The organism is Mesorhizobium sp. M0621 (genome assembly GCF_040320745.1).
Lineage (GTDB): Bacteria > Pseudomonadota > Alphaproteobacteria > Rhizobiales > Rhizobiaceae > Mesorhizobium.
In genome coordinates, this window is record NZ_JAMYQF010000047.1 from 1 (window position 1) to 22,596 (window position 22,596).

General features: G+C 62.7%; 25 protein-coding genes. 23 read left to right on the forward strand and 2 right to left on the reverse strand.

The genetic code is table 11. The features are described from left to right. Positions 1 to 258 precede the first annotated feature (258 nt). Positions 259 to 1,188 (forward strand): DUF2493 domain-containing protein, encoded by a 930-nt coding sequence (locus NKI38_RS25375; RefSeq protein ID WP_352662363.1) that lies wholly within the window; start codon positions 259 to 261, stop codon positions 1,186 to 1,188. A 350-nt stretch (positions 1,189 to 1,538) separates the two neighbouring features. After that, positions 1,539 to 1,706 (forward strand): hypothetical protein, encoded by a 168-nt coding sequence (locus NKI38_RS25380; RefSeq protein ID WP_352662222.1) that lies wholly within the window; start codon positions 1,539 to 1,541, stop codon positions 1,704 to 1,706. 194 nt (positions 1,707 to 1,900) lie between these two features. Here the strand turns inward: NKI38_RS25380 and NKI38_RS25385 are convergent, their stop codons facing one another. Further along, positions 1,901 to 2,341: an Lrp/AsnC family transcriptional regulator gene (locus NKI38_RS25385; protein WP_038644816.1), complete on the reverse strand. Its 441-nt coding sequence runs from the start codon at positions 2,339 to 2,341 to the stop codon at positions 1,901 to 1,903. A 134-nt stretch (positions 2,342 to 2,475) separates the two neighbouring features. Here NKI38_RS25385 and rocF point away from each other — a divergent pair, with 134 nt between their 5' ends. From rocF to NKI38_RS25455, 14 genes are all read left to right on the forward strand, one after another. Further along, on the forward strand, positions 2,476 to 3,408 hold the full coding sequence (gene rocF, locus NKI38_RS25390; RefSeq protein ID WP_352662225.1) for an arginase: 933 nt from the start codon (positions 2,476 to 2,478) through the stop codon (positions 3,406 to 3,408). A 2-nt stretch (positions 3,409 to 3,410) separates the two neighbouring features. Continuing rightward, the gene (gene ocd, locus NKI38_RS25395) at positions 3,411 to 4,466 is read left to right on the forward strand and encodes an ornithine cyclodeaminase (protein WP_352662228.1); all 1,056 of its coding nucleotides are present in this window, start codon (positions 3,411 to 3,413) and stop codon (positions 4,464 to 4,466) included. Positions 4,467 to 5,042: 576 nt separating this feature from the next. Beyond that, positions 5,043 to 5,369, forward strand: coding sequence for a DUF736 domain-containing protein (locus tag NKI38_RS25400; RefSeq protein ID WP_352662231.1), 327 nt, complete (start codon positions 5,043 to 5,045; stop codon positions 5,367 to 5,369). Between the two features lie 196 nt (positions 5,370 to 5,565). Continuing rightward, positions 5,566 to 5,826, forward strand: a complete 261-nt coding sequence (locus NKI38_RS25405; RefSeq protein ID WP_352662234.1) for a DNA -binding domain-containing protein — start codon at positions 5,566 to 5,568, stop codon at positions 5,824 to 5,826. Between the two features lie 122 nt (positions 5,827 to 5,948). Continuing rightward, the gene (locus NKI38_RS25410) at positions 5,949 to 6,287 is read left to right on the forward strand and encodes a transcriptional regulator domain-containing protein (protein WP_352662237.1); all 339 of its coding nucleotides are present in this window, start codon (positions 5,949 to 5,951) and stop codon (positions 6,285 to 6,287) included. Beyond that, entirely contained in the window at positions 6,223 to 6,711 is a 489-nt protein-coding gene (locus tag NKI38_RS25415) for a DUF2285 domain-containing protein (RefSeq protein WP_352662240.1), read from the forward strand. Before NKI38_RS25410 ends, NKI38_RS25415 begins: the two co-directional genes overlap by 65 nt. A 126-nt stretch (positions 6,712 to 6,837) precedes the next feature. Beyond that, positions 6,838 to 7,098 carry a helix-turn-helix transcriptional regulator gene (locus NKI38_RS25420; protein WP_352662243.1) on the forward strand — a complete coding sequence of 87 codons (261 nt, stop codon included), beginning with the start codon at positions 6,838 to 6,840 and terminating at the stop codon, positions 7,096 to 7,098. A 104-nt stretch (positions 7,099 to 7,202) separates the two neighbouring features. After that, the gene (locus NKI38_RS25425; RefSeq protein ID WP_352662366.1) at positions 7,203 to 7,721 is read left to right on the forward strand and encodes a DUF2840 domain-containing protein; all 519 of its coding nucleotides are present in this window, start codon (positions 7,203 to 7,205) and stop codon (positions 7,719 to 7,721) included. After that, a complete protein-coding gene (locus NKI38_RS25430; protein ID WP_352662246.1) occupies positions 7,718 to 8,263 on the forward strand; it encodes a S26 family signal peptidase in 546 nt (181 codons plus the stop codon). The genes NKI38_RS25425 and NKI38_RS25430 overlap by 4 nt, the downstream gene beginning before the upstream one ends. A gap of 68 nt (positions 8,264 to 8,331) precedes the next feature. Next, positions 8,332 to 8,667 carry a DUF736 domain-containing protein gene (locus tag NKI38_RS25435; protein ID WP_352662249.1) on the forward strand — a complete coding sequence of 112 codons (336 nt, stop codon included), beginning with the start codon at positions 8,332 to 8,334 and terminating at the stop codon, positions 8,665 to 8,667. Between the two features lie 3 nt (positions 8,668 to 8,670). Continuing rightward, positions 8,671 to 9,432, forward strand: a complete 762-nt coding sequence (locus tag NKI38_RS25440) for a lytic transglycosylase domain-containing protein (RefSeq protein ID WP_352662252.1) — start codon at positions 8,671 to 8,673, stop codon at positions 9,430 to 9,432. 243 nt (positions 9,433 to 9,675) lie between these two features. Then, a complete protein-coding gene (locus NKI38_RS25445; RefSeq protein ID WP_352662255.1) occupies positions 9,676 to 11,415 on the forward strand; it encodes a relaxase/mobilization nuclease domain-containing protein in 1,740 nt (579 codons plus the stop codon). 21 nt (positions 11,416 to 11,436) lie between these two features. Continuing rightward, complete coding sequence (locus NKI38_RS25450; RefSeq protein ID WP_352662258.1) at positions 11,437 to 13,425, forward strand: conjugal transfer protein TraG; 1,989 nt, start codon at positions 11,437 to 11,439, stop codon at positions 13,423 to 13,425. Between the two features lie 5 nt (positions 13,426 to 13,430). Next, complete coding sequence (locus NKI38_RS25455) at positions 13,431 to 13,886, forward strand: CopG family transcriptional regulator (protein ID WP_352662261.1); 456 nt, start codon at positions 13,431 to 13,433, stop codon at positions 13,884 to 13,886. Between the two features lie 95 nt (positions 13,887 to 13,981). Here the strand turns inward: NKI38_RS25455 and NKI38_RS25460 are convergent, their stop codons facing one another. Continuing rightward, on the reverse strand, positions 13,982 to 15,529 hold the full coding sequence (locus NKI38_RS25460) for a Fic family protein (protein ID WP_352662263.1): 1,548 nt from the start codon (positions 15,527 to 15,529) through the stop codon (positions 13,982 to 13,984). 573 nt (positions 15,530 to 16,102) lie between these two features. Here NKI38_RS25460 and trbB point away from each other — a divergent pair. Genes trbB through trbL form a run of 7 tightly spaced genes read left to right on the forward strand, consistent with a single transcriptional unit; the run spans position 16,103 to position 22,593 of the window. Next, a complete protein-coding gene (trbB, locus tag NKI38_RS25465; protein WP_352662266.1) occupies positions 16,103 to 17,086 on the forward strand; it encodes a P-type conjugative transfer ATPase TrbB in 984 nt (327 codons plus the stop codon). Further along, a complete protein-coding gene (locus NKI38_RS25470) occupies positions 17,083 to 17,415 on the forward strand; it encodes a TrbC/VirB2 family type IV secretion system protein (protein ID WP_352662269.1) in 333 nt (110 codons plus the stop codon). Before trbB ends, NKI38_RS25470 begins: the two co-directional genes overlap by 4 nt. Further along, a complete protein-coding gene (locus tag NKI38_RS25475) occupies positions 17,415 to 17,696 on the forward strand; it encodes a VirB3 family type IV secretion system protein (protein ID WP_352662271.1) in 282 nt (93 codons plus the stop codon). The genes NKI38_RS25470 and NKI38_RS25475 overlap by 1 nt, the downstream gene beginning before the upstream one ends. A gap of 10 nt (positions 17,697 to 17,706) precedes the next feature. Further along, the gene (trbE, locus tag NKI38_RS25480; RefSeq protein ID WP_352662274.1) at positions 17,707 to 20,154 is read left to right on the forward strand and encodes a conjugal transfer protein TrbE; all 2,448 of its coding nucleotides are present in this window, start codon (positions 17,707 to 17,709) and stop codon (positions 20,152 to 20,154) included. Beyond that, positions 20,151 to 20,909: a P-type conjugative transfer protein TrbJ gene (gene trbJ, locus NKI38_RS25485; protein WP_352662277.1), complete on the forward strand. Its 759-nt coding sequence runs from the start codon at positions 20,151 to 20,153 to the stop codon at positions 20,907 to 20,909. Before trbE ends, trbJ begins: the two co-directional genes overlap by 4 nt. Before the next feature lie 9 nt (positions 20,910 to 20,918). Then, positions 20,919 to 21,245, forward strand: a complete 327-nt coding sequence (gene trbK-alt, locus NKI38_RS25490) for a putative entry exclusion protein TrbK-alt (protein WP_352662280.1) — start codon at positions 20,919 to 20,921, stop codon at positions 21,243 to 21,245. A gap of 1 nt (position 21,246) precedes the next feature. After that, positions 21,247 to 22,593 carry a P-type conjugative transfer protein TrbL gene (gene trbL, locus NKI38_RS25495; protein WP_352662282.1) on the forward strand — a complete coding sequence of 449 codons (1,347 nt, stop codon included), beginning with the start codon at positions 21,247 to 21,249 and terminating at the stop codon, positions 22,591 to 22,593. Positions 22,594 to 22,596 lie beyond the last annotated feature (3 nt).

The following is a 22,596-nucleotide window of genomic DNA, read 5'->3' on the forward strand; positions in this document are numbered from 1 at the left end:
TCCATTGGGCTTCGGGGGGGCGCTCCACCGGCACCGCAATTGTCTCTCCCGACATTTTTCCCGCGCCCCTGCCCCCCCCCGCGGCGCGCGGCGTGGGGTGCAAGGGCCTTTCCATCGCGAACCAAAATAGCCGGTCTCGCCATCCTACACTTCCGTTACGGCCCTGCGCTGACGCTGTGGGTGCAAGTCCGGACCGCGCACCGCCTTCGTCGCCATGAAGGCCGCGATGGGCGCGGCCGATCCGCAGGAGGAAGCGCCATGGGCCACCAGCACGACACCGACCTCGAACCGCAACCCGCATCATCGCCTACCGACTACCTCCTTCAGGAACTCCAACTCTATGGCTATCGTCCCTTCGAAGACGAACCCGATCCGCGCCCGCTTCCCGAGGGCCATACAATCGCAGCCAGCATCGCCGATATCTTCGACGCCCTCGTGGTGGCGATGTCCGACACGCGCCTCGAACCCGACCTCGAGGAACTGCTTTGGGGCACGGTCAACCTGTTCCATCGCTCGACCCATCGGATCGAGCGCGAACTTGATGACAATGAACTCTCCCAACAACGCTTGCAGCGCGAACAGGACGGCTCCGAGGTCAAATCCGTGGAGTTGGAGCGACTCATTGCGCAAGGTCAGACGCTTGTCGAACGCCGCAACGCTTTCGAACTGATGCGCGACCAGGCCGTCGAGCACTTCGAGCGACACACGCATTCGATCTGGCGACCACGTTCAGGCTCCATCGTCAACCATCGCAAGCTCACCGCGACCATGATTGATAGTCGCGATTTCCTTGCGGCGAAGAAGCATGCCGAGAACCACGCACTTTTACCGCCCGGACCGAAGATCGCCGTCACCGGCGGGCTCGACTTCAATGACCATCGGCTCATCTGGGCCAAGCTAGACCAGGTCCATGCCAAGTATCCGGACATGGTTCTGCTCCACGGCGGATCGCCAAGGGGAGCGGAGTTGATCGCGGCCAAATGGGCTCACAATCGCAACGTGCCGCAGATCGCTTTCAAGCCGGAATGGATACGACACGGCAAGTCCGCGCCCTTCAAACGCAATGATGAAATTCTTGATGCACTGCCGATCGGCGTCATTCATTTTCCTGGCACGGGCATTCAGGACAACCTCGCTGACAAGGCACGCAAGCTCGGCATCCCGGTCTTGAAGTTCGGCGCCGCATGAGCGGCCGGACGGGGCCAGCCCCCTACAATGCCATGCTCGCCTCGGGGTACGCTCGCCCCTGCGGCCTGGCAGGCGCTGCCCGGCAGTTTGCAACGAATGCGAAGCCTGCGCGTCGAGCTCCAGCCATCTTCGGCTCCTGAAAATTCGATGGGGGAACCGATCACCCCGTTCATCGGCGCAATTCCTTGGTCCGGTCCGAGGGCCTGATGCCATCAACCCATAAAGGGTCGGACTACGCAAAGCGTGCCGCCGTGTCGGCTTCGCCTCGCCGGTGATTGCGGCCCTCGGCCGGACACATCGGGCGCCTGTCACGCGGGGACGGTCCCCGCTTCCAAACAGGAGCCGGAGTGATGTCTCCCGCAGAAGCAAACGCCTTCGCTTTCAGCCTCGCCACCAGCCTGATGGTCAGCATCATCATCTTCCGCGCCGGGGATGGCAGCCTCGCCGTCACGCCAGCGGACGAGTACGACGGGGACACCTCGGAGATCGTCGGTGAAACCGACCCCTACGCCGAATGAACCGTCTTGGGACGCAGCGAAAGACGAGGTGACGTCCAACTCCGACGCGCCTCGCCAGCTTGTTCCGCACTTACTGTGTCGCAGGCCAGGATCTGGCAGCGTTGCCAGATCCTGGGCGATAGGTGAGGCGAACAAGGCAACCGCGCGTCAGGCTGTGACGGAATGCGCGCCAAAATTATTGCCTTCCACGACAGCTAGGTCAGTCGTGCCCGCGTTGTGCGCGGCGTGGCCAGGAGCAGGCTCGTTTCGCTACCCGTAATGCCGGCTATGAGTCGGATGCGCCGTAGCACAGCATCGAAATCGGTCAGCGAAGCCGTCCCGAGCTCGACCACCAGGTCCCAGCGGCCGTTTGTCGTGTGAATTGTCGAGACTTCAGGGAAGCCACCAAGCGCCCGAACCACGCGGTCGGCGGCATGGCCTTCTATCTCGATCAGCATGATGCCACGGATGCGCTGATCGACTGCGTCGGCGCGCAGCACCACCGTGTAGCCGATGATGTCGCCGGACCGCTCCAGCCGCTCCATACGTGCTCTGACCGTGGCGCGCGAGACGCCGAGATCAATGGCGAGATCCGACACGCTGCGCCGCGCATCATGCCGCAGCAAGGTCACGAGTCGTTCGTCCAGCGCATCCATCAGGTTACCACTTTGGTCAATTTCGCTGCCGTCACGATAAACAATGCTTTTCGGATTGCCAATTCTACCTGTTCATATCGCCGCCTCGCCATGATCTCCTCCCGGCCAATCGAACTTGGTCAGCGGGAAAAACAATGCGTTGCAAAATCGTCGGGGCACCGGTGCAGGACGGCGCTGGCAGAATGGGATGCGAAATGGGGCCGAGTGCACTGCGGACCGCTGGCCTTGCTGAGGTCCTGTCCAGCCTCGGCCACGCTGTCGAGGATCTCGGCACCGTCCAGGCCATTCTGCCGAGGCGCGTCGTGCATGGCAATCTGGCGCTGAAGGCCTTGCCCGAAATATCGGCCTGGACATCCGCGATTGCCGACGCGGCATATGCGGCGAGCAACGACGCCATGCCGATCTTTCTCGGCGGCGACCATTCGATCTCGGCCGGGACCGTGTCGGGCCTCGCCCGCCGCGCTGCCCAAACCGGGCGTGCGCTGTTCGTGCTGTGGCTCGACGCGCATCCGGACTTCCACACGCTCGACACCACCGCCAGCGGCAATCTGCACGGTGTTCCGCTCGCTTACGCCAGCGGCCAGCCAGGTTTTAGCGGCTATTTTCCGGATCTGCCAGCAGCGGTCGATCCCAAGCGTATTTGCACCATGGGCCTGCGCAGCGTCGACCCGGCCGAGCGCAGCGCGCTCAACCAGGCGGGCGTGACCGTGCACGACATGCGCGCCATCGACGAGCATGGCATCGCGCCGCTGCTGCGCGCCTTCCTGGCGCGCGTGTCGGCGGAAGGCGGGCTGCTGCATGTCAGTCTCGACGTCGACTTCCTCGACCCGTCAATTGCGCCGGCGGTTGGCACCACGGTTCCCGGCGGCGCCACCTTCCGCGAGGCGCATCTGGTGATGGAGATGCTGTCCGACAGCGGTTTGGTCACCAGCCTCGATCTGGTTGAACTCAATCCCTTCCTCGACGAGCGCGGCCGCACCGCGACGCTGATGGTCGACCTGACGGCGAGCCTGATGGGCCGCCGCATCATGGACCGCCCGACCCGCAGCCATTCGGGGAGCTTTTGATCATGACAGCGGCAAAGCTGAACATCGTTCCCTTCGTCAGTGTCGACCGCATGATGAAGCTGGTGATCGCCATAGGTGTCGAGCGCTTCCTGACCGAACTCGCCAGCTATATCGAGGAAGACTTCCGTCGCTGGGACCTTTTCGACAAAACGCCACGCATCGCCTCGCACAGCCATGACGGCGTCATCGAGTTGATGCCGACAAGCGATGGCCGGCTCTATGGCTTCAAATACGTCAACGGCCATCCCAAGAACATGCGCCAGGGTTTGCAGACGGTCACCGCTTTTGGCGTGCTCGCCGATGTCGGAAGCGGCTATCCAATGCTGCTCACGGAAATGACCATCCTGACCGCGCTGCGCACAGCCGCCACATCCGCCGTCGCGGCCAAATATCTGGCGCCGAGCGGCGCCCGCACCATGGCCATCATCGGCAATGGCGCGCAGTCGGAGTTCCAGGCGATCGCCTTCAAGGCGTTGACCGGCGTCGGTCGGCTCAGGCTCTACGACATCGATCGATCAGCCTCGCTGAAATGCGCGAAGAACCTGGCTGGCATGGGATTCGACATCACCATTTGCGAAACCGGGCAGGAAGCGGTCGAAGGTGCCGGGATCATCACGACCGTTACCGCGGACAAGCAATGCGCCACCATTCTCACCGACAACATGATCGGCTCCGGCGTCCACATCAACGCCGTCGGCGGCGATTGCCCCGGCAAGACCGAACTCCATAGAGACATCCTGCTGCGCTCCGACATTTTCGTCGAGTTCCCGCCACAGACGCGCATCGAGGGCGAGATCCAGCAGCTGGATTCCGACCATCCGGTGACCGAGCTCTGGCAAGTGATCGCCGCCAGGGCGCAAGGGCGCCGAGAAGCCAAGCAGATCACACTTTTTGATTCCGTCGGCTTCGCCATTGAGGACTTTTCGGCGCTACGCTATGTGCGCGACCAGTTGCAGGCGACCGGCCTCTATGAGGAACTCGATCTGCTGGCCGATCCCGACGAGCCGCGCGATCTGTTCGGCATGCTGCTGAGGGCGGCCATGCAACCGGCAGCGTGAGACGGGTAACGTCCCGCAGGCCACCGTTTCGCCCGGTTGCGTGTGCGCCAGCTTAACCGGTGACGTTCATTGACTACAACGTTCAAGCGGTGGTCCGCAGTCATCTCCTGCGTCCGTCTGACCAAGGCCACAGCTTTCGATCACCACCGACGACGCGGGTGCAGCGGGAGAGGCTGGGCCCTGGGCTTGTCGCAGGCAATGCAAACAGATCGTGGAAGCATATCATGCTCGACGCAGATCGAGCGTCACGTCCCTGCTGTCTGAAGGCGCGCCAGAGCAGCCATATCTCCTTGATCCAATCCTGTCGTCGCGAGCACACCGGGAGCGGTCTCTTCGATCGGTGTTTCTTGTTCGAAGGACGGCTTCGCCTCGATCGCCTATAACGCAACGGCGCGTCGCGACTTTCTTCCCCTGCCGGCATTGCCGTCATTCCTCGCGCTACAACAAAGTCTCTCCCGCACCGTCCTCCGCTTTGCTTCGGCCCCTTGGGTGCGCCGGCGATTGCCTTCGACCTTTCGATCACCATCGAGACCGCGATGGTGCGGCTCGAAACAAACAGGATCAAGGAGAACTATCATGGCTACCATCGGAACCTTCAAGAAGTCCGGCAACAACGAGTTCACTGGCGACATCGTCACCCTCAGCGTCCAGGCCCGCGGTGTTCGAATCGTCCCCGAAACCCGCACCAACGGTGACAACGCCCCCAGCCACCGCGTCTTCGTCGGCAGAGCAGAGATCGGCGCCGCATGGGCCAAGCAATCCAACGAGGGGCGCAATTATCTCGGCCTCAAGCTCGACGATCCGAGTTTCAACGCCCCGATCTTCGCCAACCTCTTCGATGACGAAGACGGCGAGGGCTATAGCCTGATCTGGTCTCGCCCGAGCCGCCGCAACGCCGAATGAGGCGTCCAAGAAGCCCGCCCGATCCATTCGGGCGGGCTTCCCATTTTGAAGCAGGCTTGGCTTTGTGGGGCGGGTTCAAACATCGGGAGGCGATGCCGAGACAGCATCGCGTGATGCACTCCGAGCCTCCTTCGCTGGCGACACCAGACCTATAAGATTCGGACTTTACATCGACCGATGCCGCCGGAGGGCAACCATGATTGAGCCATTTGACGAGACCGCGCCGACTGGCGACGAACTCACCGACTACGATCGAAGCCACGTGAAGCTCTACATGCGTCTGTTCGATGCTGACGCCGACGGCGCCGATTGGCGCGAAGTGGTCAAGGTGCTTTTCGGAATTGATCCGACAAAGGAGCCCCAACGCGCCCGAACCGTCCATGGTAGCCATCTGGCTCGGGCGCGCTGGATGACGCGCACAGGCTACCGACACCTTCTGCGCCAGACTGACAATTAGCGGGCATTGCCGGCCGGCGATGCTGAAAAGGCATCACGCGATGCTTCCCCGTGACGTTTCGCTGGCCGACAGAGTCCGGAATCGATTCGAGCACGACTTGCCGATTTCGCGAGGAGATGCCGATGAAGCCGAACACGTCGCATTGGCGGGACAGCAACAGCTACGCCTTCTTCGACAGATTGCCAATCGAAGGGCTCGCCTGGGAATGTCTACGCCGCTCAGATTCCTATCATCGTACCTACCTGGGCCTTGTTCATTCGAGAACTGAAAGGGAGCCATTCCCCGAGGAGGCACAGAAACGCTGGGGGTTGCGATTTCCCGGCACGGCCCGATTTGTCGTCCTTGGCGCAAGACGTCTTGTGGTCGCCTCTGGTCGATCCTGCGGTGTTGGCCCTCATGTCATCACCCGACTTCCTGCCGATCGGTCCTGCAACGCTCGGCGGAGTCGGCAGGCATCGTGAGAGCCCGCAAGGATCTCACGCCATTCATGACAACGGGATCTCCGCGCAGATTCTGCTCCTTGCCGGCAGCGAGCGCGACCATTCGCTTGCAGCAGTGATCCCGCTCGATTCTCAAACGCTGGGGCGCGTCGAGGCCCTCGTCCGTCTTTGGCGGGGCTATCACAAGCGGCCTGTGCCGCCAGACACGCGAGTGACAGCTCAGCAGCGCCGTCGCCTGCGGTTGATGATGCAGGCGGCCGATGGCCGCACGAACGGAGCCAGCTATCGCGAAATCGCGACCGCCTGCTACGGAACTGAGCGTGTTGGCGCCAATCCGTGGAAGACCTCATCCCTGCGTGACGCTGCTATTGGCCTCGTCAAAGGCAGCGCGGCCATGATCGGCGGCGGCTATCTGCAACTCCTGCGCCACCGCACGCGACACTAGTCCCGGGGTGGAAATATCACGCCCCCCAATCTTCCCCATCCCCTGCGAAGCCCGCTTTCCGCCACCGTGATCCTCATCCGCCGCTGAACGCCAGCGGTTCCCTTTAGCCACACGGAGGCCGCATCCATGCGAGCAGATCTAGCCGTTTTGCCACCGCGCTTTCTTCGCACCAAGGAAGCAGCCGAATTCCTCAGCCTGTCATCGCGTACGCTCGAGAAGCATCGCACCTATGGCACCGGTCCCGCCTACCGCAAACTCGGCGGCCGTGTCGTCTACGCCATTGACGATCTCCAGGCGTGGGCCGAGCGCGGAGCGGTAATCTCAACATCGGACCCACGCGGTTCAGTCCTTCCCGCCAAACGTCATTTGCCAGTGCTCCGATCCTGACCGGACGGTGAGTTGCGGGACCGCGTAAAGGGCGTGCGCCGATCACGCAATGGACAACCGCTTGTCCTCATCCGGCTGAATCCCGACAAGAGCAGGAGCACATGATGACCGATACCACCGCTTTGGGTGAAGTCGGGTCCGCGCGCGATGCGTTGCGGAACGACAGCCTCACTCGTGTCGAGCTGACATGGATGGCGAAGAAGATCGAGTTCTGGATCCGCTTCGGGTCCGTCGATCGAGAGGAGATCCTTGATCGGCGCCGGCGTGTCCTTTGGTTTCGCCCCGGCGCTATTTTTGCCTTTGTGCGATGGGCCTCGAACGACTTCGGCACGATCATCTCCCGTCTTGATATCGTGCATGCCGTTGCCTCGGGCCAAGCCTACCAGACGCTGCCTTTCGTGCGACCAGGTGGCGACATCCTGCTGACGATGCACGGTTGGCATAGCGTCGAGCGGGTGTTGCAGATGGTCGATGCCGTCGAGCGTCTCGGGATCGATCCGGAAACCGTCTCGCCCGATCATTGGCGGCATGTCCACCACCGGATGACCGCCGGGCAGGAGCCGCGCGCCTACACGCTTGATCTCCATTGCGCCTACCTGCTTCGAAAGAGAATTCAGCCATGAGGCGGTCGGCAATCTACCTGGCGATGGCATTGGCCAGCACGGGCGCGTTCCTTCCAGGTCTCACGGCGTTGCCGCTCCAGTTTGTCTGGAACGCTTCAGCCAGCGTGCCGATCGGCTTCTACCGGATTGACCGCGGCGGCAAGTTTGCGACTGGCGATCTTGTCGCGGTGCGCCCGCCCGAACCGCTGGCAAGCTTCCTTGCCGAGCGGGCCTATCTGCCGAAAAGCGTGCTGCTCCTCAAACGCATCCTTGGTGTTTCTGGCCAGACAGTATGTCGGACCAAGCTCGCTATTTCAGTCGATGGCCGTGACGTTGGCGCCGCGCTTGAGCGAGATCGCGCTGGCCGTGATCTGCCAACCTGGCAGGGCTGTCACAATGTTCCGGCCGCGTCTGTGTTCCTGATGAACCGGCAGGTCCGCGACAGCCTTGACGGCCGCTACTTCGGCTTCTTTTCAACCGACCACGTCATCGGCCGCGCGGTCCCGCTGTGGACCGACGAGCAAGGCGACGGCCGCTTTCAATGGCGCGCGCAAGCGCGGTGAGCGCGCCACCAGCGGCTCTTTCAGGCCGTCCCCGGTCACCGCCGATCATCCTCGAAAGGACAAAGCACATGCCACAGATCGGACAGTTCATACGCAATCAAACCGGCTACTCCGGGCGCATCAGGACACTCAGACTCGACCTCGACATCGCAATCGTCGAGGCGGATGCGAGTGACGCCGAAAACGCGCCTGACTATCGCGTGCACGCCGGCCACGAAGATGGTCCTGCGATCGGCGCCGGTTGGAAACGCTCCGGGGAAAAGGCCGGTGAGTTCGTTTCGCTGCAGATCGACGACCCGACCTTCGCGCAACCCATCCGCGCCAACCTCTTCCAGAGCGGCGATGACAAGGCCTCCTGGTCGCTGCAGTGGTCGCGACCGCGCGACCGCGCTGAGAAGGATTGAGTGATGTCCGCGCGCCGTCGGTCACCGAACCATCTGGACCCGTCCGCATTGCTTCGTGTGAGTCGGGGCAACGCGCTTGTCCTGCTCGCCGGACTCTGCGTCCTATCCTCAGTTCCTGCGATTTCAGTGGCGAAGGATTCCACGGTCGGCACACCGGCGGCGCGCGACTACTACGAGGCCCATATCGCGGAGGCGGCGAAGCGATTCCGGCTACCGCCCGCCTGGATCCGTGCCGTCCTCGGCGCGGAAAGTGCCGGCGACCAACGCGCCACCTCGCGAAAAGGCGCCATGGGCCTGATGCAGATCGTTCCGAAAACCTGGGCCGAGCTGCGAGTTCGGTATCGCCTCGGCAGCAATCCTTACGATCCGCGCGACAACATTATCGCGGGCTCTGCCTACATCCGAGAGCTCCTCGATTGCTATGGATTTCCCGGGTGGATTGCCGCCTACAACGCAGGCCCGGGGCGCTACGAGGCGTCATTGCTGGGTCGGCAACTGCCTCGGGAAACGCGCGCCTATGTTGTTACCGTTGCGTCCGCCATCCGCAGCGACAACACGACGAGAGTTACCAGCCCGGGCCGCGCTGCGGCATCTGGCTGGAGGAAAGCGCCACTCTTCGTCGTGCAACCGGTAGGCAAGCCTGCCGCCAATTCCCGGCCCGCCGAACGTCCGCTCAATGACGCGTCGGGGGCGCAGATTGTGGGCGAACCATCCAATCCTGCACCTTGGTCGGCCGGCCTTTTCGTGACCAGGGCTGAGCCATGAGCCGGCATGCCATCTTTGGTGTCAACGCGAACTCTTGCGCACTATGGCGGGTGTCAGGGTTGAAGGCCGCGAACACGACCGAGGGATGGCAGGATAAAAGGGCGCACTTTGCGCGCCGGTTGGGTGGTTGTTTTTCCTGTGCTTTTCGGGGCGTGCGGCACCTTGCCGCCATTCCGCGCAACGTGCGCCAAATGGCGAACACCTTGGATCTGCATCCATTTCTCCACATTGCAGGAGAGTGCGATGGCCAATGAGCGCGAGTTTCGCATCCGGCCCGGGCGAATCCGCTCGACCCGCTCGCAGCAAGCCCGGCCCTTCATCGCGCAGGCCTTGGCGGCGGCGAGAAAAGCCGGCGGGGGCATCTCCCGCTCGGGACGGATCAATGCCGGCAATCGCTCCCGGTTTGGTCACGGTCAGCGCGCCAGCATCCAGGCCAACCGCCTCATCACCTCGCGGTCGCGAGGCGCCGTCGTCAAGGCACGCGTCGTTCGTCATTCCGTGCGCGCAATGCCACTCGCCACGCATCTCGGCTATCTGCGGCGCGAGGGCGTCAGCCAGGATGGAGAAAAGGGGCGGCTGTTCGGACCGGGAACGGAGAATGCCGATGGCGCGGCCTTCGCCGCACGCAGCCAGGAAGACCGGCACCATTTCCGCTTCATCGTCTCGCCGGACGACGCTCTTGAAATGGCGGACCTCAAATCCTTCACCCGCGATCTGGTTGGACAGATGGAGAAGGACCTCGCCACGCGGCTCGACTGGGTAGCGGTCGATCACTGGAACACCGAGCATCCTCATGTTCATTTGATCGTGCGCGGCGTTCGCGACGATGGCCAGGACCTCGTCATTTCGCGCGACTACATCAAGGAAGGAATGCGCGACCGCGCGCGCGATCTGGTTACCCAGGAACTGGGGCCGCGCACCGATCTTGACATACGCCGCACACTCGAAAGCCAGATCGAGTCCGAACGGTGGACGCAACTCGATCGGCAACTGCTTCGCGACAGCCGGGATACCGGAGTCGTTGATCTAGCCCCGAGTCCTCATGGTCAACCGGATGAGTATCACGCGCTGAAGGTCGGCCGGCTGCGCAAGCTCGACGCGCTTGGTCTTGCCGATCAGGTAGGACCTGGCCAATGGATAATTGATGACAAGGCTGAGGCGACCCTGCGCGAGCTCGGCGAGCGCGGCGACATCATCAAGCGGATCCACCGGGGGCTGTCCGAGCGAGGCATCGAGCGCGGCTCAGCCAGTTATGTCCTGGCCGCAGAACGTCTTGATACGCCCGTTATCGGGCGGCTGGTCGATCGCGGGCTCGATGACGAACTGAACGGAACGGCCTATGCCGTGGTCGACGGTGTCGACGGACGCACCCATCACATCAAGCTTTCCGGTTTGGAGGCGGCTGGCGACAGCGCACCAGGATCGATCGTCGAGCTGCGCAAATTCGACGATGCGCGCGGTCAACGTCGAGCCGCGCTCGCGGTGCGCTCGGATCTTGGGCTGGGTGAGCAGATTACGGCATCTGGCGCAACATGGCTCGACCGTCAGGCAATCGCGCGCGAGCCAACCGCCCTGGCTGAAGCTGGCTTCGGCGCCGAGGTCCACGATGCCTTGGACCGGCGGGTCGAACATCTTGTCAATCAAGGGCTCGCGGAACGGCAAGGCCGACGGATCGTCTTCACCCGTGACCTGCTCGATACCCTACGTCGCCAAGAGCTGGAGATGCTCGGCGACAGGCTCGCGCCCGACACTGGAAAACCCTTCAAACATGCTGCCAGTGGAGACTTTGTCGCCGGCACCTACCGCCAACGCTTATCGCTCGCCTCCGGCCGTTTTGCCATGATCGACGACGGGCTCGGCTTCCAGCTTGTTCCCTGGACGCCCTCTCTTGAAAAACACCTCGGCCAGCACGTCTCGGGTGTCGCCCGCGGGGATGGCGGTATCGACTGGGGCTTTGGCCGCAAGCGGGGGCTCGGACTCTGACACCATAAGAAGGACCACACCATGTCGGCCACGAAAATCCTCTGGGGCCAGATCCTCACCGTCTTTGCTATTGTACTGTTTACAAGCTGGGCGGCTACGCAATGGACCGCATGGAGGCTCGGCTTCCAGAGTGGGCTCGGACCGCCCTGGTTCGAGATCGCCGGGCTGCCCGTCTATTATCCACCGGCCTTGTTCTGGTGGTGGTATTTCTACGACGCCTACGCTCCTGGCATCTTCGTGGAAGGCGGATTGATCGCTGTATCCGGCGGCTTCCTCTCCATCATCGTCGCGATCGGCATGTCAGTGTGGCGGGCGCGCGAAGTCAAGAACGTCCATACCTATGGTTCGGCGCGCTGGGCCGACAGGAGAGAGGTTGAGGCTGCGGGCCTGCTTGGCGCCGAGGGCGTGGTGCTTGGACGCTATGAGGGGCACTATCTGCGCCACGATGGTCCTGAGCACGTGCTGTGTTTCGCCCCGACGCGGTCCGGCAAGGGTATCGGCCTGGTGGTACCTTCGCTGCTTACCTGGCCAGGCTCTGCGATCGTCCACGACATCAAGGGTGAGAACTGGCAGCTTACCGCCGGCTTTCGCGCTCAGCACGGTCGCGTGCTGCTCTTCGATCCGACCAATTCGACATCGTCAGCCTACAATCCTCTACTGGAGGTCCGCCGCGGCGAATGGGAGGTCCGCGACGTCCAGAACATTGCAGACATTCTGGTCGACCCGGAAGGCAGTCTGGAAAAACGTAATCATTGGGAGAAGACCAGCCACGCTCTGTTGGTTGGCGCGATCCTGCATGTTCTCTATGCCGAGCAGGACAAGACGCTTGCCGGCGTCGCCGGTTTCCTCTCCGATCCAAAGCGCCCGATCGAGTCGACGCTTGCCGCGATGATGAAGACCGCGCATCTCGGCGAAGCAGGCCCGCATCCGGTGATCGCCAGTGCGGCGCGAGAGCTGCTCAACAAGTCCGACAACGAACGCTCAGGCGTGCTCTCCACCGCGATGTCCTTCCTTGGTCTCTATCGCGATCCCGTGGTGGCCGGGGTGACCACGCGCTGCGACTGGCGGATCGCCGACATCGTCGGCGGCACACGACCGGCAACGCTTTATCTTGTCGTCCCGCCTTCGGACATCAACCGGACCAAACCGCTCATTCGCCTTATCCTCAATCAGATTGGTCGTCGTCTCACCGAGGACCTGCAAACGAAGACAACCCGCCACCGCCTGCTTTTGATGCTGGACGAGTTCCCTGCCCTCGGCCGCCTCGATTTCTTCGAAAGCGCGCTTGCTTTCATGGCGGGGTATGGGCTGAAAAGCTTCTTAATCTCGCAGTCGCTGAACCAGATCGAGAAGGCCTACGGTCCCAACAACTCGATCCTCGACAATTGTCATGTCCGTGTCAGCTTCGCCACCAACGATGAAAGGACCGCCAAGCGCGTGTCGGACGCGCTCGGCACGGCAACCGAAATGCGGGCGATGAAGAACTATGCCGGTCACCGGCTATCGCCTTGGCTTGGGCATCTCATGGTGTCGCGACAGGAGACTGCCCGCCAGTTGCTGACCCCTGGCGAGATCATGCAGCTTCCGCCGGCCGACGAGATCGTAATGGTGGCAGGCGCGCCGCCGATCAGAGCGAAGAAAGCGCGCTACTACGAGGATGGCCGCTTTCAGGAGCGCGTGCTGCCGCCACCCGAATTGGCTCGATCTGAAGAGGCTGACCGTAATGACTGGAGCCACTTGCCGATCTTGGCTAGGCCTGAGGTCACAAACGCTTCCGGCATGCCGCGGCAGGACGATGGCGATCCAACGGGATCGGAGCGTCGCCTGCAAGCCGAACTCAATCGGGCTCAGGCGGTCGAGAAAGCAGCTCCCATTGAAAACGAATTCGAGATGGTACCGGCCGACGATGGCGACGACGATGATGCCGTCCGCAACCGACGCCTGACTCGACTCATGCACGGCGTGGCACGCCAGGTTTCCCTGGACCCCGATGACGGCATGGAGTTGTAGGCGCGATGTCGGCTCGCAAAAAGAAAGTGCAGATTTCCGTCTATCTCGATCAGACCATCATGAGGATGCTTGCGGACTATGCGGCGCGGCGCGATCAATCCCAATCCATGATAGCGGAAGCCGCGCTCGCTTCATTCCTGTCGCCGGAAGGGGATGAACGTCGCGAGGCGGCTATTGCCAAACGTCTCGACCAGATCGATCGCCGCCTGGCCAGGCAGGAGCGCGATATCGGCATCGCGGTCGAGACCCTGGCGGTCTTCGTCCGCTTCTGGCTCGCGACCACGCCCGCATTGCCTGAGCCCGCAGCGCAGGCCGCGCGCGCCAAGGCGGCCGAACGCTACGAAGCCTTCGTCACGGCTCTGGGGAGGCGTTTGGCGAAGGGGCCAAAACTGCGGCAGGAGATTTCGGAAGATGTCCATCCGGTGGACGACAAAGGATTGCCGTCCTCAACCGGATTGTAGCCTGTTGTTCACGCCATCCAACGTCATGGCGGCATGACGGCGAGCTGCCACAGCTTTTTAATTCTTTAGCTTAGCCTTTGCCTGGCAGTGATCGCTCAACCGGCGGGAAGTGAGGCGGTTGCATTGCCCGACAGTCCTTGATTTGCCAGTTCTCCGAGAAAACGAGTGAACGGGACGATGTCTTGGTGAACGCTGGCCTGCTCAAGAGCGGCCATGTAGTCGGCGCGGCGTTGCACCGGAATGACAGTCCAGGGATAACCGCCGGCCGCCATCATGACATTCATCAAGAACCGCCCCATGCGGCCGTTCCCATCCATGTAGGGGTGGATGTAGACAAAAATGAAATGCCCGAGGACGACACGCGCCGCCGGATGCTCCTCTTCTTCGAGCATCTCAAAAAAGACAGGCATCGCGTCCCGCACGGCATTGGGCGGCAGCGGGACATGCATGGAATTGCGGATGAACACGCGCTCGCTGCGGTAGCCGGCGAGATCGCCGGGTTTGACGATACCCACGGTCACGCTGGGGGCGAATAGCTCGCGGTACCACTCGCCATGATCGTCATCGACGACGCGGCCAGCATTTTGATTGGCAAGCACAGACGTCACGCTGCGTTTGACCGCTTCGAAGGCCTGGTAGTAACCGCGTGCCGCGAGCGCGTCGCGGTGCTCGCCGTCTTGCGGATTCCTGTCGGGGTTCCAGGTGCCGCTGCGCACGCGATCGATCAGGTCGGGGCTGACCCGATAACCTTCGATGGAGAGTGAATGATAGGCATCGGCGGCATAGACGTCATCGACGCGCCGAAGGTAGCCGTCGACGTCATTCGGGCGTCCGGGTGCTTCTGGAAAATTCTTGATGACCGTGCCGCGCATCTCCTGCCACATCAGCCTGATCCGTCCGGCATAGGGTGACGTCTCGCGGCGAGGCAGGGACAACTCCACCTTCGTGTCGAACGGGTCGGTTTCACGAACCGTGTACCCGGCGGCCTGCATGCTGCGGACAATGTCATCTGCGATGCGCTCGCGACCGATGTTGCGAAAGGCACCGGTGAGGCGTCCGGCGATCGTGCTGTGACCTCCTTCGAGCAGGCGCGCGAGAATTTCTGAGGCATCCGAGAACATTGCCAATGCCGTCCGCGCGTCGGTCGGCTTTTGCGTGAAGAAAGCGGGTGAGGCTTCGATGAGCGCCGCTGGCAAGGCATAAAGTCGGAGGCCGTCTGTCTCGGCAATATCGCGAGCAACCGGCATGCTGGCTCGCATGTCGAAAATCGAGGTGCCGTGCAGAAGCGTGGTGGGTTTGTTGCCTCCAGTGGGAGATCGCACCAACAATTGCGCCGGGACCGTACGATTGCCGGCATGAAAGGAGAGGGAGGCGTCGGGTGCGATACACCAGTTTTTGCCGAAGCGATCGCTCAAATAGCTGGTGCAAAAATCCCAAAATGAGGCGTACCAGCCCGTCGTCTCGCCCTGGCGCTGATGTGGATTAGACGGGATGTACCAGCCCTTCATGACTTCTCGTAGGAAGCCGCCTTTGAGAAGCCGTTCGCGATGGGTACGTGAGAGATCGCTTGAGCGGATGGCGACGATGGGCCGATCCTGTAGTTCCTTCAGCGCGGCGAGCGACTCGGCCAATTTCTCATGCATCGGTGCCATCTTGCGCGGTCCTTAGGCTTTTACGTTGTGCGTTCATTAGGGTTTCACGTTGCCGCAGTATTAGGTTTTCATGCTGCACGATTATTAGGTTATTATGTTGCACCATTTTTAGGGTATCTAGCAATAGGCTACTCAGCTCGGAGGTGCTTGCTCTTGCGCGCCTGAACCGAAACTGGGTTCGGCCATACCATACTGACAGAGGTCATTGCTGGCTAAGCTTGAAGCGCAGAAGCTGGCGTGGGAATCGGCAAAAGCAATCAGGACTTGATCGGGACGACGACGATCACGGTCAGGAAGACGAGCATGATGATCATGCCGACGATCATTCCGCTGCTGATGCTATGACTATCAGGTGCCCCATACTGAGACGGAGGGGGGTCTCAACGTTTCGACCTCGGAAGCATTCTCGTCTCGCAGAGGCGATAGCGGCACCGCCGTTTTCCTGTATTTACACGCCACACTACGCATGCTCGATATACTTGTTGCAGCAGCCTAAAATACCCTCCTCTTAATCATCCCCGACCGGGGACCATTTGAATTGTCCCCGACCGAAACGGGGACAAAATGGCTACTTCGCACAACGATATCGAAGGACGAGCGCGCAGCTCGCGCATGCTGCGGACAGCGCTTGGGCCGGCCATCAGCCGGTTCTTGGACGATCCCAAAATCGTCGAAGTGATGTTGAACCCGGATGGCCGGATTTGGGTCGATCGGCTCGTTGAAGGTCTGTCCGGGACGGACGAGATGATCTCAGCCGCCGACGGCGAGCGCATCGTGCGACTGGTCGCCCATCATGTCGGCGCGGAAGTGCATGGCCGCTCGCCACGCGTCTCTGCGGAATTGCCGGACACCGGAGAACGCTTCGAAGGATTGCTGCCGCCTGTCGTCACAGCGCCTGCCTTCGCAATCCGTAAACCTGCTGTCGCCGTCTTCACACTCAAAGACTATGTGGCGGCAGGCATCATGAGCACTCAACAGGCAGTGACGTTGCGCGCCGCCGTCGCCACCCGTGCCAACATCCTCGTCGCCGGCGGCACATCAACCGGCAAGACGACGCTGACCAACGCCTTGCTCGCCGAAGTCGCCACGGGGTCTGACCGAGTGGTCATCATCGAGGACACGCGCGAACTGCAATGCGCGGCTCCCAATCTTGTCGCCATGCGGACCAAGGAGGGCGTCGCGACTCTGTCGGACCTTGTTCGTTCTTCGCTGCGTCTGCGGCCCGATCGCATACCGATCGGCGAAGTTCGCGGTCCGGAGGCTCTCGACTTGCTCAAGGCATGGGGCACGGGCCACCCCGGCGGCATCGGCACAATTCATGCCGGCTCCGGTATCGGCGCGCTGCGCCGGCTCGAGCAACTCATCCAGGAAGCCGTCGTCACCGTTCCCCGTGCGCTGATTGCCGAAACCATCGACATCGTCGCGGTGCTAGCCGGACGCGGCTCAGCGCGGCGGCTTGCCGAACTCGCGCACGTCGAAGGTCTCGGCCCTGACGGCGACTACCGCATCATTCAAGCCAAACCTACCGACACAGGAGACAATTCATGATCGCCGCTCTTTTACGCGGCTACCGCAATGCGGTTGCCGCAGCCACGACCCTTGCTGTCAGTCTCGCCGTTGCGCCGGCCGCACACGCGTCGGGCTCGTCAATGCCGTGGGAACAGCCCCTCGAGAAGATCCTGCAGTCGATCGAGGGCCCTGTCTCCAAGATCATTGCGGTCATCATCATCATCGTGACGGGTCTGACGCTTGCCTTCGGTGATACGTCGGGCGGCTTTCGGCGGTTAATCCAGATCGTCTTTGGTCTCTCGATCGCCTTCGCGGCCTCCAGCTTCTTTCTGTCGTTCTTCTCGTTCGGCGGCGGAGCCTTGATCTGATGGCAACCGCTTTCGAACAGCTCGACGCGGTGCCGGGGTGGGTCGTCCCCGTTCACAAGGCGCTGACCGAACACATCCTGCTCGGCGGCGCGCCGCGCTCCATCGCGATCCTGAATGGTACGCTCGCCGGCGCGGTCGGCCTCGGCCTGCGGCTCTGGCTGGTCGGTCTCATCATCTGGGCGCTTGGGCATGCCGCCGCTGTATGGGCTGCGAAACGCGATCCGCTCTTTTTCGAAGTCGGGCGTCGGCATCTGCGCATGCCCGGGCATCTGTCGGTTTGAGGACGCGGTCATGATGAATCTTGCCGAATTTCGCCGTTCCGGTAGCCGCCTTGCCGACTATCTGCCGTGGGCCGCTCTTATCGCCCCTGGCGTTGTCTTGAACAAGGACGGCAGTCTGCAGCGCACCGCCAGGTTTCGTGGACCCGATCTCGATTCAGCTGTGGCCGCCGAATTGGTCGCGGTCGCTTCGCGCATCAATAATGCCTTCCGTCGGCTCGGCTCTGGTTGGAGTATCTTCGTCGAGGCGCAGCGGCATGAGGCGGCGACCTATCCGCAGAGCCAGTTTCCCGACCCGGCCTCTGGCTTGGTCGACGCCGAGCGCAAGGCCGACTTCGAGGAAGAAGGCGTCCATTTCGTCTCGAGCTACTTCCTCACCTTCCTCTATCTGCCGCCCGCCGAGGAGGCAGCGCGCACGGAAGGGTGGCTCTACGAGGGGCGCGAACGGTCCGGCGTGGATCCGCATGAAACCCTGCGCGCGTTTGTCGACCGCACCGAGCGCATGCTCTCGCTGCTCGATGGCTTCATGCCGGAATGCCTTTGGCTCGATGATGTCGAGACGTTGACTTATCTGCACTCCACTGTCTCGACGAAGCGCCATCGCGTGCGGGTACCGGAGGCGCCGGTCTATCTCGATGCGCTGCTGGCCGACCAGCCGCTGACAACCGGGCTTGAGCCACGCCTTGGTGACCAACACATTCGTGTGCTCACCATCATCGGTTTCCCGACCGCCACCACGCCAGGCTTGCTTGATGAGCTCAATCGGCTGGCCTTTTCCTATCGATGGTCGACGCGCGCAATCCTGCTAGACAAGGTCGACGCCACGAAGCTGCTGACGAAGATCCGGCGCCAGTGGTTTGCCAAGCGCAAGAGCATCGCCGCGATCCTGAAGGAGGTGATGACCAACGAGGCGTCTGTGCTGATGGACACGGACGCCTCCAATAAGGCGGCCGACGCCGACATAGCCTTGCAGGAACTCGGCGCCGACATGGCGGGCATGGCGTATGTCACCGCGACGATCGCAGTCTGGGATGCCGACCCGCGGCTCGCCGACGAGAAATTGCGCCTTGCCGAAAAAATCATCCAGGGTTGCGACTTCACGGCCATGGTCGAAACCGTCAACGCCGTCGATGCCTGGCTGGGCTCATTGCCCGGGCATGCCTACGCCAATGTCCGCCAACCGCCGCTGTCGACGCTGAATCTCGCCCACATGATTCCCCTCTCTGCCATGTGGGCGGGCCTGGAACGGGACGAGCATTTCGGTAGCCCCCCCTTGCTCTACGGCAAGACCGAAGGCTCGACCCCGTTCCGGTTGTCCCTGCATGTCGGTGATGTCGGCCACACGCTCGTCGTCGGCCCCACCGGCGCGGGCAAGTCGGTGCTGCTTGCGCTGATGGCCCTGCAGTTCCGCCGCTACCCGCGCAGCCAAGTCTTCGCCTTCGACTTCGGCGGCTCGATCCGCGCGGCCACGCTGGCCATGGGAGGTGACTGGCACGATCTCGGCGGCGAACTCACCGAAGGTGCGCAGGCCTCCGTCTCACTGCAGCCGCTCGCCCGCGTCCACGACACCTATGAGCGCGCCTGGGCGGCTGACTGGATCGTTGCGATCCTTGCGCGCGAGGGCATTCCCATCACCCCGGACGTCAAGGAGCATGTCTGGACCGCGCTAACATCCCTCGCCTCGGCACCCATTGGGGAGCGCACCATTACCGGCCTGAGCGTGCTGTTGCAGGCGAATGCTTTGAAGCAGGCCCTGCGGTCATACTGCATCGGTGGTCCGCACGGCCGACTGCTCGATGCCGAGGCCGAACATCTTGGAGCGGCATCCGTCCAGGCGTTCGAGATCGAGGGCCTGGTTGGCACCGGGGCCGCGCCCGCCGTCCTGACCTATCTGTTTCATCGCATCGGTGACCGGCTCGACGGACGGCCGACGCTGCTCATCATCGACGAAGGGTGGCTTGCGCTCGACGACGAGGGCTTCGCAGGCCAGCTGCGCGAATGGCTGAAGACACTGCGCAAGAAGAACGCCAGCGTCATCTTCGCCACCCAGTCCTTGTCCGACATTGACGGTTCGGACATCGCACCGGCAATCATCGAGAGTTGTCCAACCCGCCTGCTCTTGCCGAACGAGCGCGCGATCGAACCGCAGATCACCGCCATTTACCGCCGTTTCGGCCTCAACGATCGCCAGATAGAGATCCTGGCGCGCGCGACCCCCAAACGCGACTATTACTGCCAGTCCCGGCGTGGCAACCGCCTCTTTGAGCTCGGCCTGTCGGAAATCGGCCTGGCGCTGTGCGCCGCATCCTCCAAGACGGACCAGACACTGATCGACAGCGTTCTCGCCGAGCATGGCCGCGACGACTTCCTCGCGGCCTGGCTGCGCGCGCGAGGCGTTGGCTGGGCCGCGGATCTCATTCCCAATCTCATCCCCCAAGCCGAAAAGGAGCCTCACTCATGAACACTCGTCGAATCCCCTCGCGCGCCCTTATGCTCGCTGCGGCGATGCTTGGGCCGCCCCTCATGGTCGCACCATTGGTGGCGACTCCAGCGCATGCCTTCATCGTGTTTGATCCATCGAACTACACGCAGAATGTGCTGACGGCCGCGCGATCGCTCCAGCAGATCACCAACCAGATCACCTCCCTGCAAAACCAGGCGCAGATGCTGATCAACCAGGCCCGCAATCTCGCGAGCCTGCCTTTCTCCTCGCTCCAGCAATTGCAGCAATCGGTGCAGAGGACGCAGCAGCTCCTCAACCAGGCGCAGAACATCGCCTTCGACGTCCAGCAGGTCGACCAGATGTTCCAGCAGAAGTACGGCAACGTTTCGCTCTCCGCGTCGGATGAAGCGCTCGTTGCCGATGCGCGCTCCCGCTGGCGCAACACTGTTGGCGGTCTTCAGGACGCCATGCGCGTGCAGGCGGGCGTCGTCGGAAACATCGACACCAACCGGACACAAATGTCGGCGTTGGTGAGTTCGAGCCAGTCCGCAACCGGCGCGCTCCAGGCGACGCAAGCCGGCAATCAGCTTCTCGCGCTGCAGGCCCAACAACTCGCCGACCTCACTGCCGTTGTCGCCGCCAACGGCCGCGCTCAGGCATTGACCGATGCCGAACGTGCCGCGGCCGCCGAACAGGGTCGCGAACAGCGCCGCCGCTTCCTCACCCCAGGCTCCGGCTATCAGGCCGGCAACGCCCAGATGTTCAACCGCTGAGGCCCGACCATGGACGGCCAGATCTTCGCGCGCCTCATCGCCGTCATCTTCGTCGCGATCGCCGTCTCGGCGACCGCGCTCAAGATGACCCGGAAGCAGGAAAGTCGGGTCGGCATCGCAGTGGCCGAGCGGGCACCTTCGGCGCCGGATCCACTTCGCGAGAGTCTACGACGCTGCCAGGGGCTCGGCGAGGCTGCCTTGCGTGACGATGATTGCTTGCGCGTGTGGGCAGAGCAGCGTGATCGGTTCCTCGGTTTCAAGGCACCGTCTGCGAGCTTGACCTCCGAGCCGCTCACGCCGCAGTCGCAAGACGCGACACAGCCGGAGGCGCGATAGCATGGGTAGCACCGGCGTCATCGACCAATTCCTTGGTACCTTCACCCGCTACATCGACAGCGGCTTCGGCCTGCTCGGCGGCGAGGTCGCCTTCATCGCCACCACGCTGATCGTCATTGATGTGACGCTCGCTGCACTCTTCTGGAGCTGGGGCGCCGACGACGACATCCTGGCGCGCCTCGTCAAGAAGACGCTGTTCGTTGGCGTCTTCGCCTACCTGATTTCCAACTGGAACAGCCTTGCCCGTATCGTCTTCGAAAGCTTTTCCGGTCTCGGCCTCAAGGCCAGCGGTACCGGCTTTTCGGCGCAGGATCTGCTGCGCCCCGGCAAGGTGGCGCAAACCGGTCTCGACGCGGGGCGACCGCTGCTCGAATCCATCTCCGGCCTGATGGGCTGGGTCTCCTTCTTTGAAAACTTCATCCAGATCGTCTGCCTGCTGTTCGCCTGGGCGTTGGTCTTGCTCGCCTTCTTCATCCTGGCGGTGCAGCTCTTCGTCACGCTGATCGAATTCAAGCTGTCGACGCTGGCCGGTTTTGTGCTGATCCCTTTCGGCCTCTTCGGCAAGACGGCTTTCATGGCCGAACGCGTGCTCGGCAACGTCATCTCATCGGGCATCAAGGTGCTGGTGCTGGCCGTCGTCATCGGCATCGGCTCGACGCTGTTCGGCGAGTTCACTCAAGGGTTCGGCGGCGAAAACCCCACCATCGATCAAGCCATGGCGATCGTGCTGGCCGCGCTGTCGCTTCTTGGTCTCGGCATCTTCGGCCCGGGCATTGCCAATGGCATCGTCTCCGGCGGGCCGCAGCTGGGTGCGGGTGCCGCCGTCGGCACAAGTCTCGCCGCAGGCGGCATGGTGCTTGCCACCGGCGCCGCCGCAGGCCTGGCAGCACGCGGCGGCTCGGCAGCGTTTGCCGCAGGCAGCTCCATTGTGCGAGGCGGCCCGCCTGCAGGCGTGTCTGGGCAAGGCGGCGTTACAGTTGCCGCTTCTGGCTTGGGTGGCGTGGCAAGTGCTGGTGTTTCGCAGAATGACTCGCCGCTCAGGCGCGCCGTCGCGCGCGCCAGTGAATCCGTGCAGTCGACCTCCGCCCCTGGTCCACGGTCCGCCACCGCGGGGACCAGCGAAACCGTGATAGCAGGGACGGTCGGGGGCGGTGCCAAACGCGCAGGCCCCCCTTCCGTCTCCCGCCCCACCGGCCTGGGCGAGGTGGCACAAAGTACCCCTGACTGGGCCAAACGCATGCAGCGGTCCCAGCGCCTGTCGCACGGCGTCCAGACCACCGCCCACGCAGTCCGCGCTGGCGATGCCCATGGCAGCGGCAGTTCCGTTTCTCTCTCCGAAGGCAAATGACCC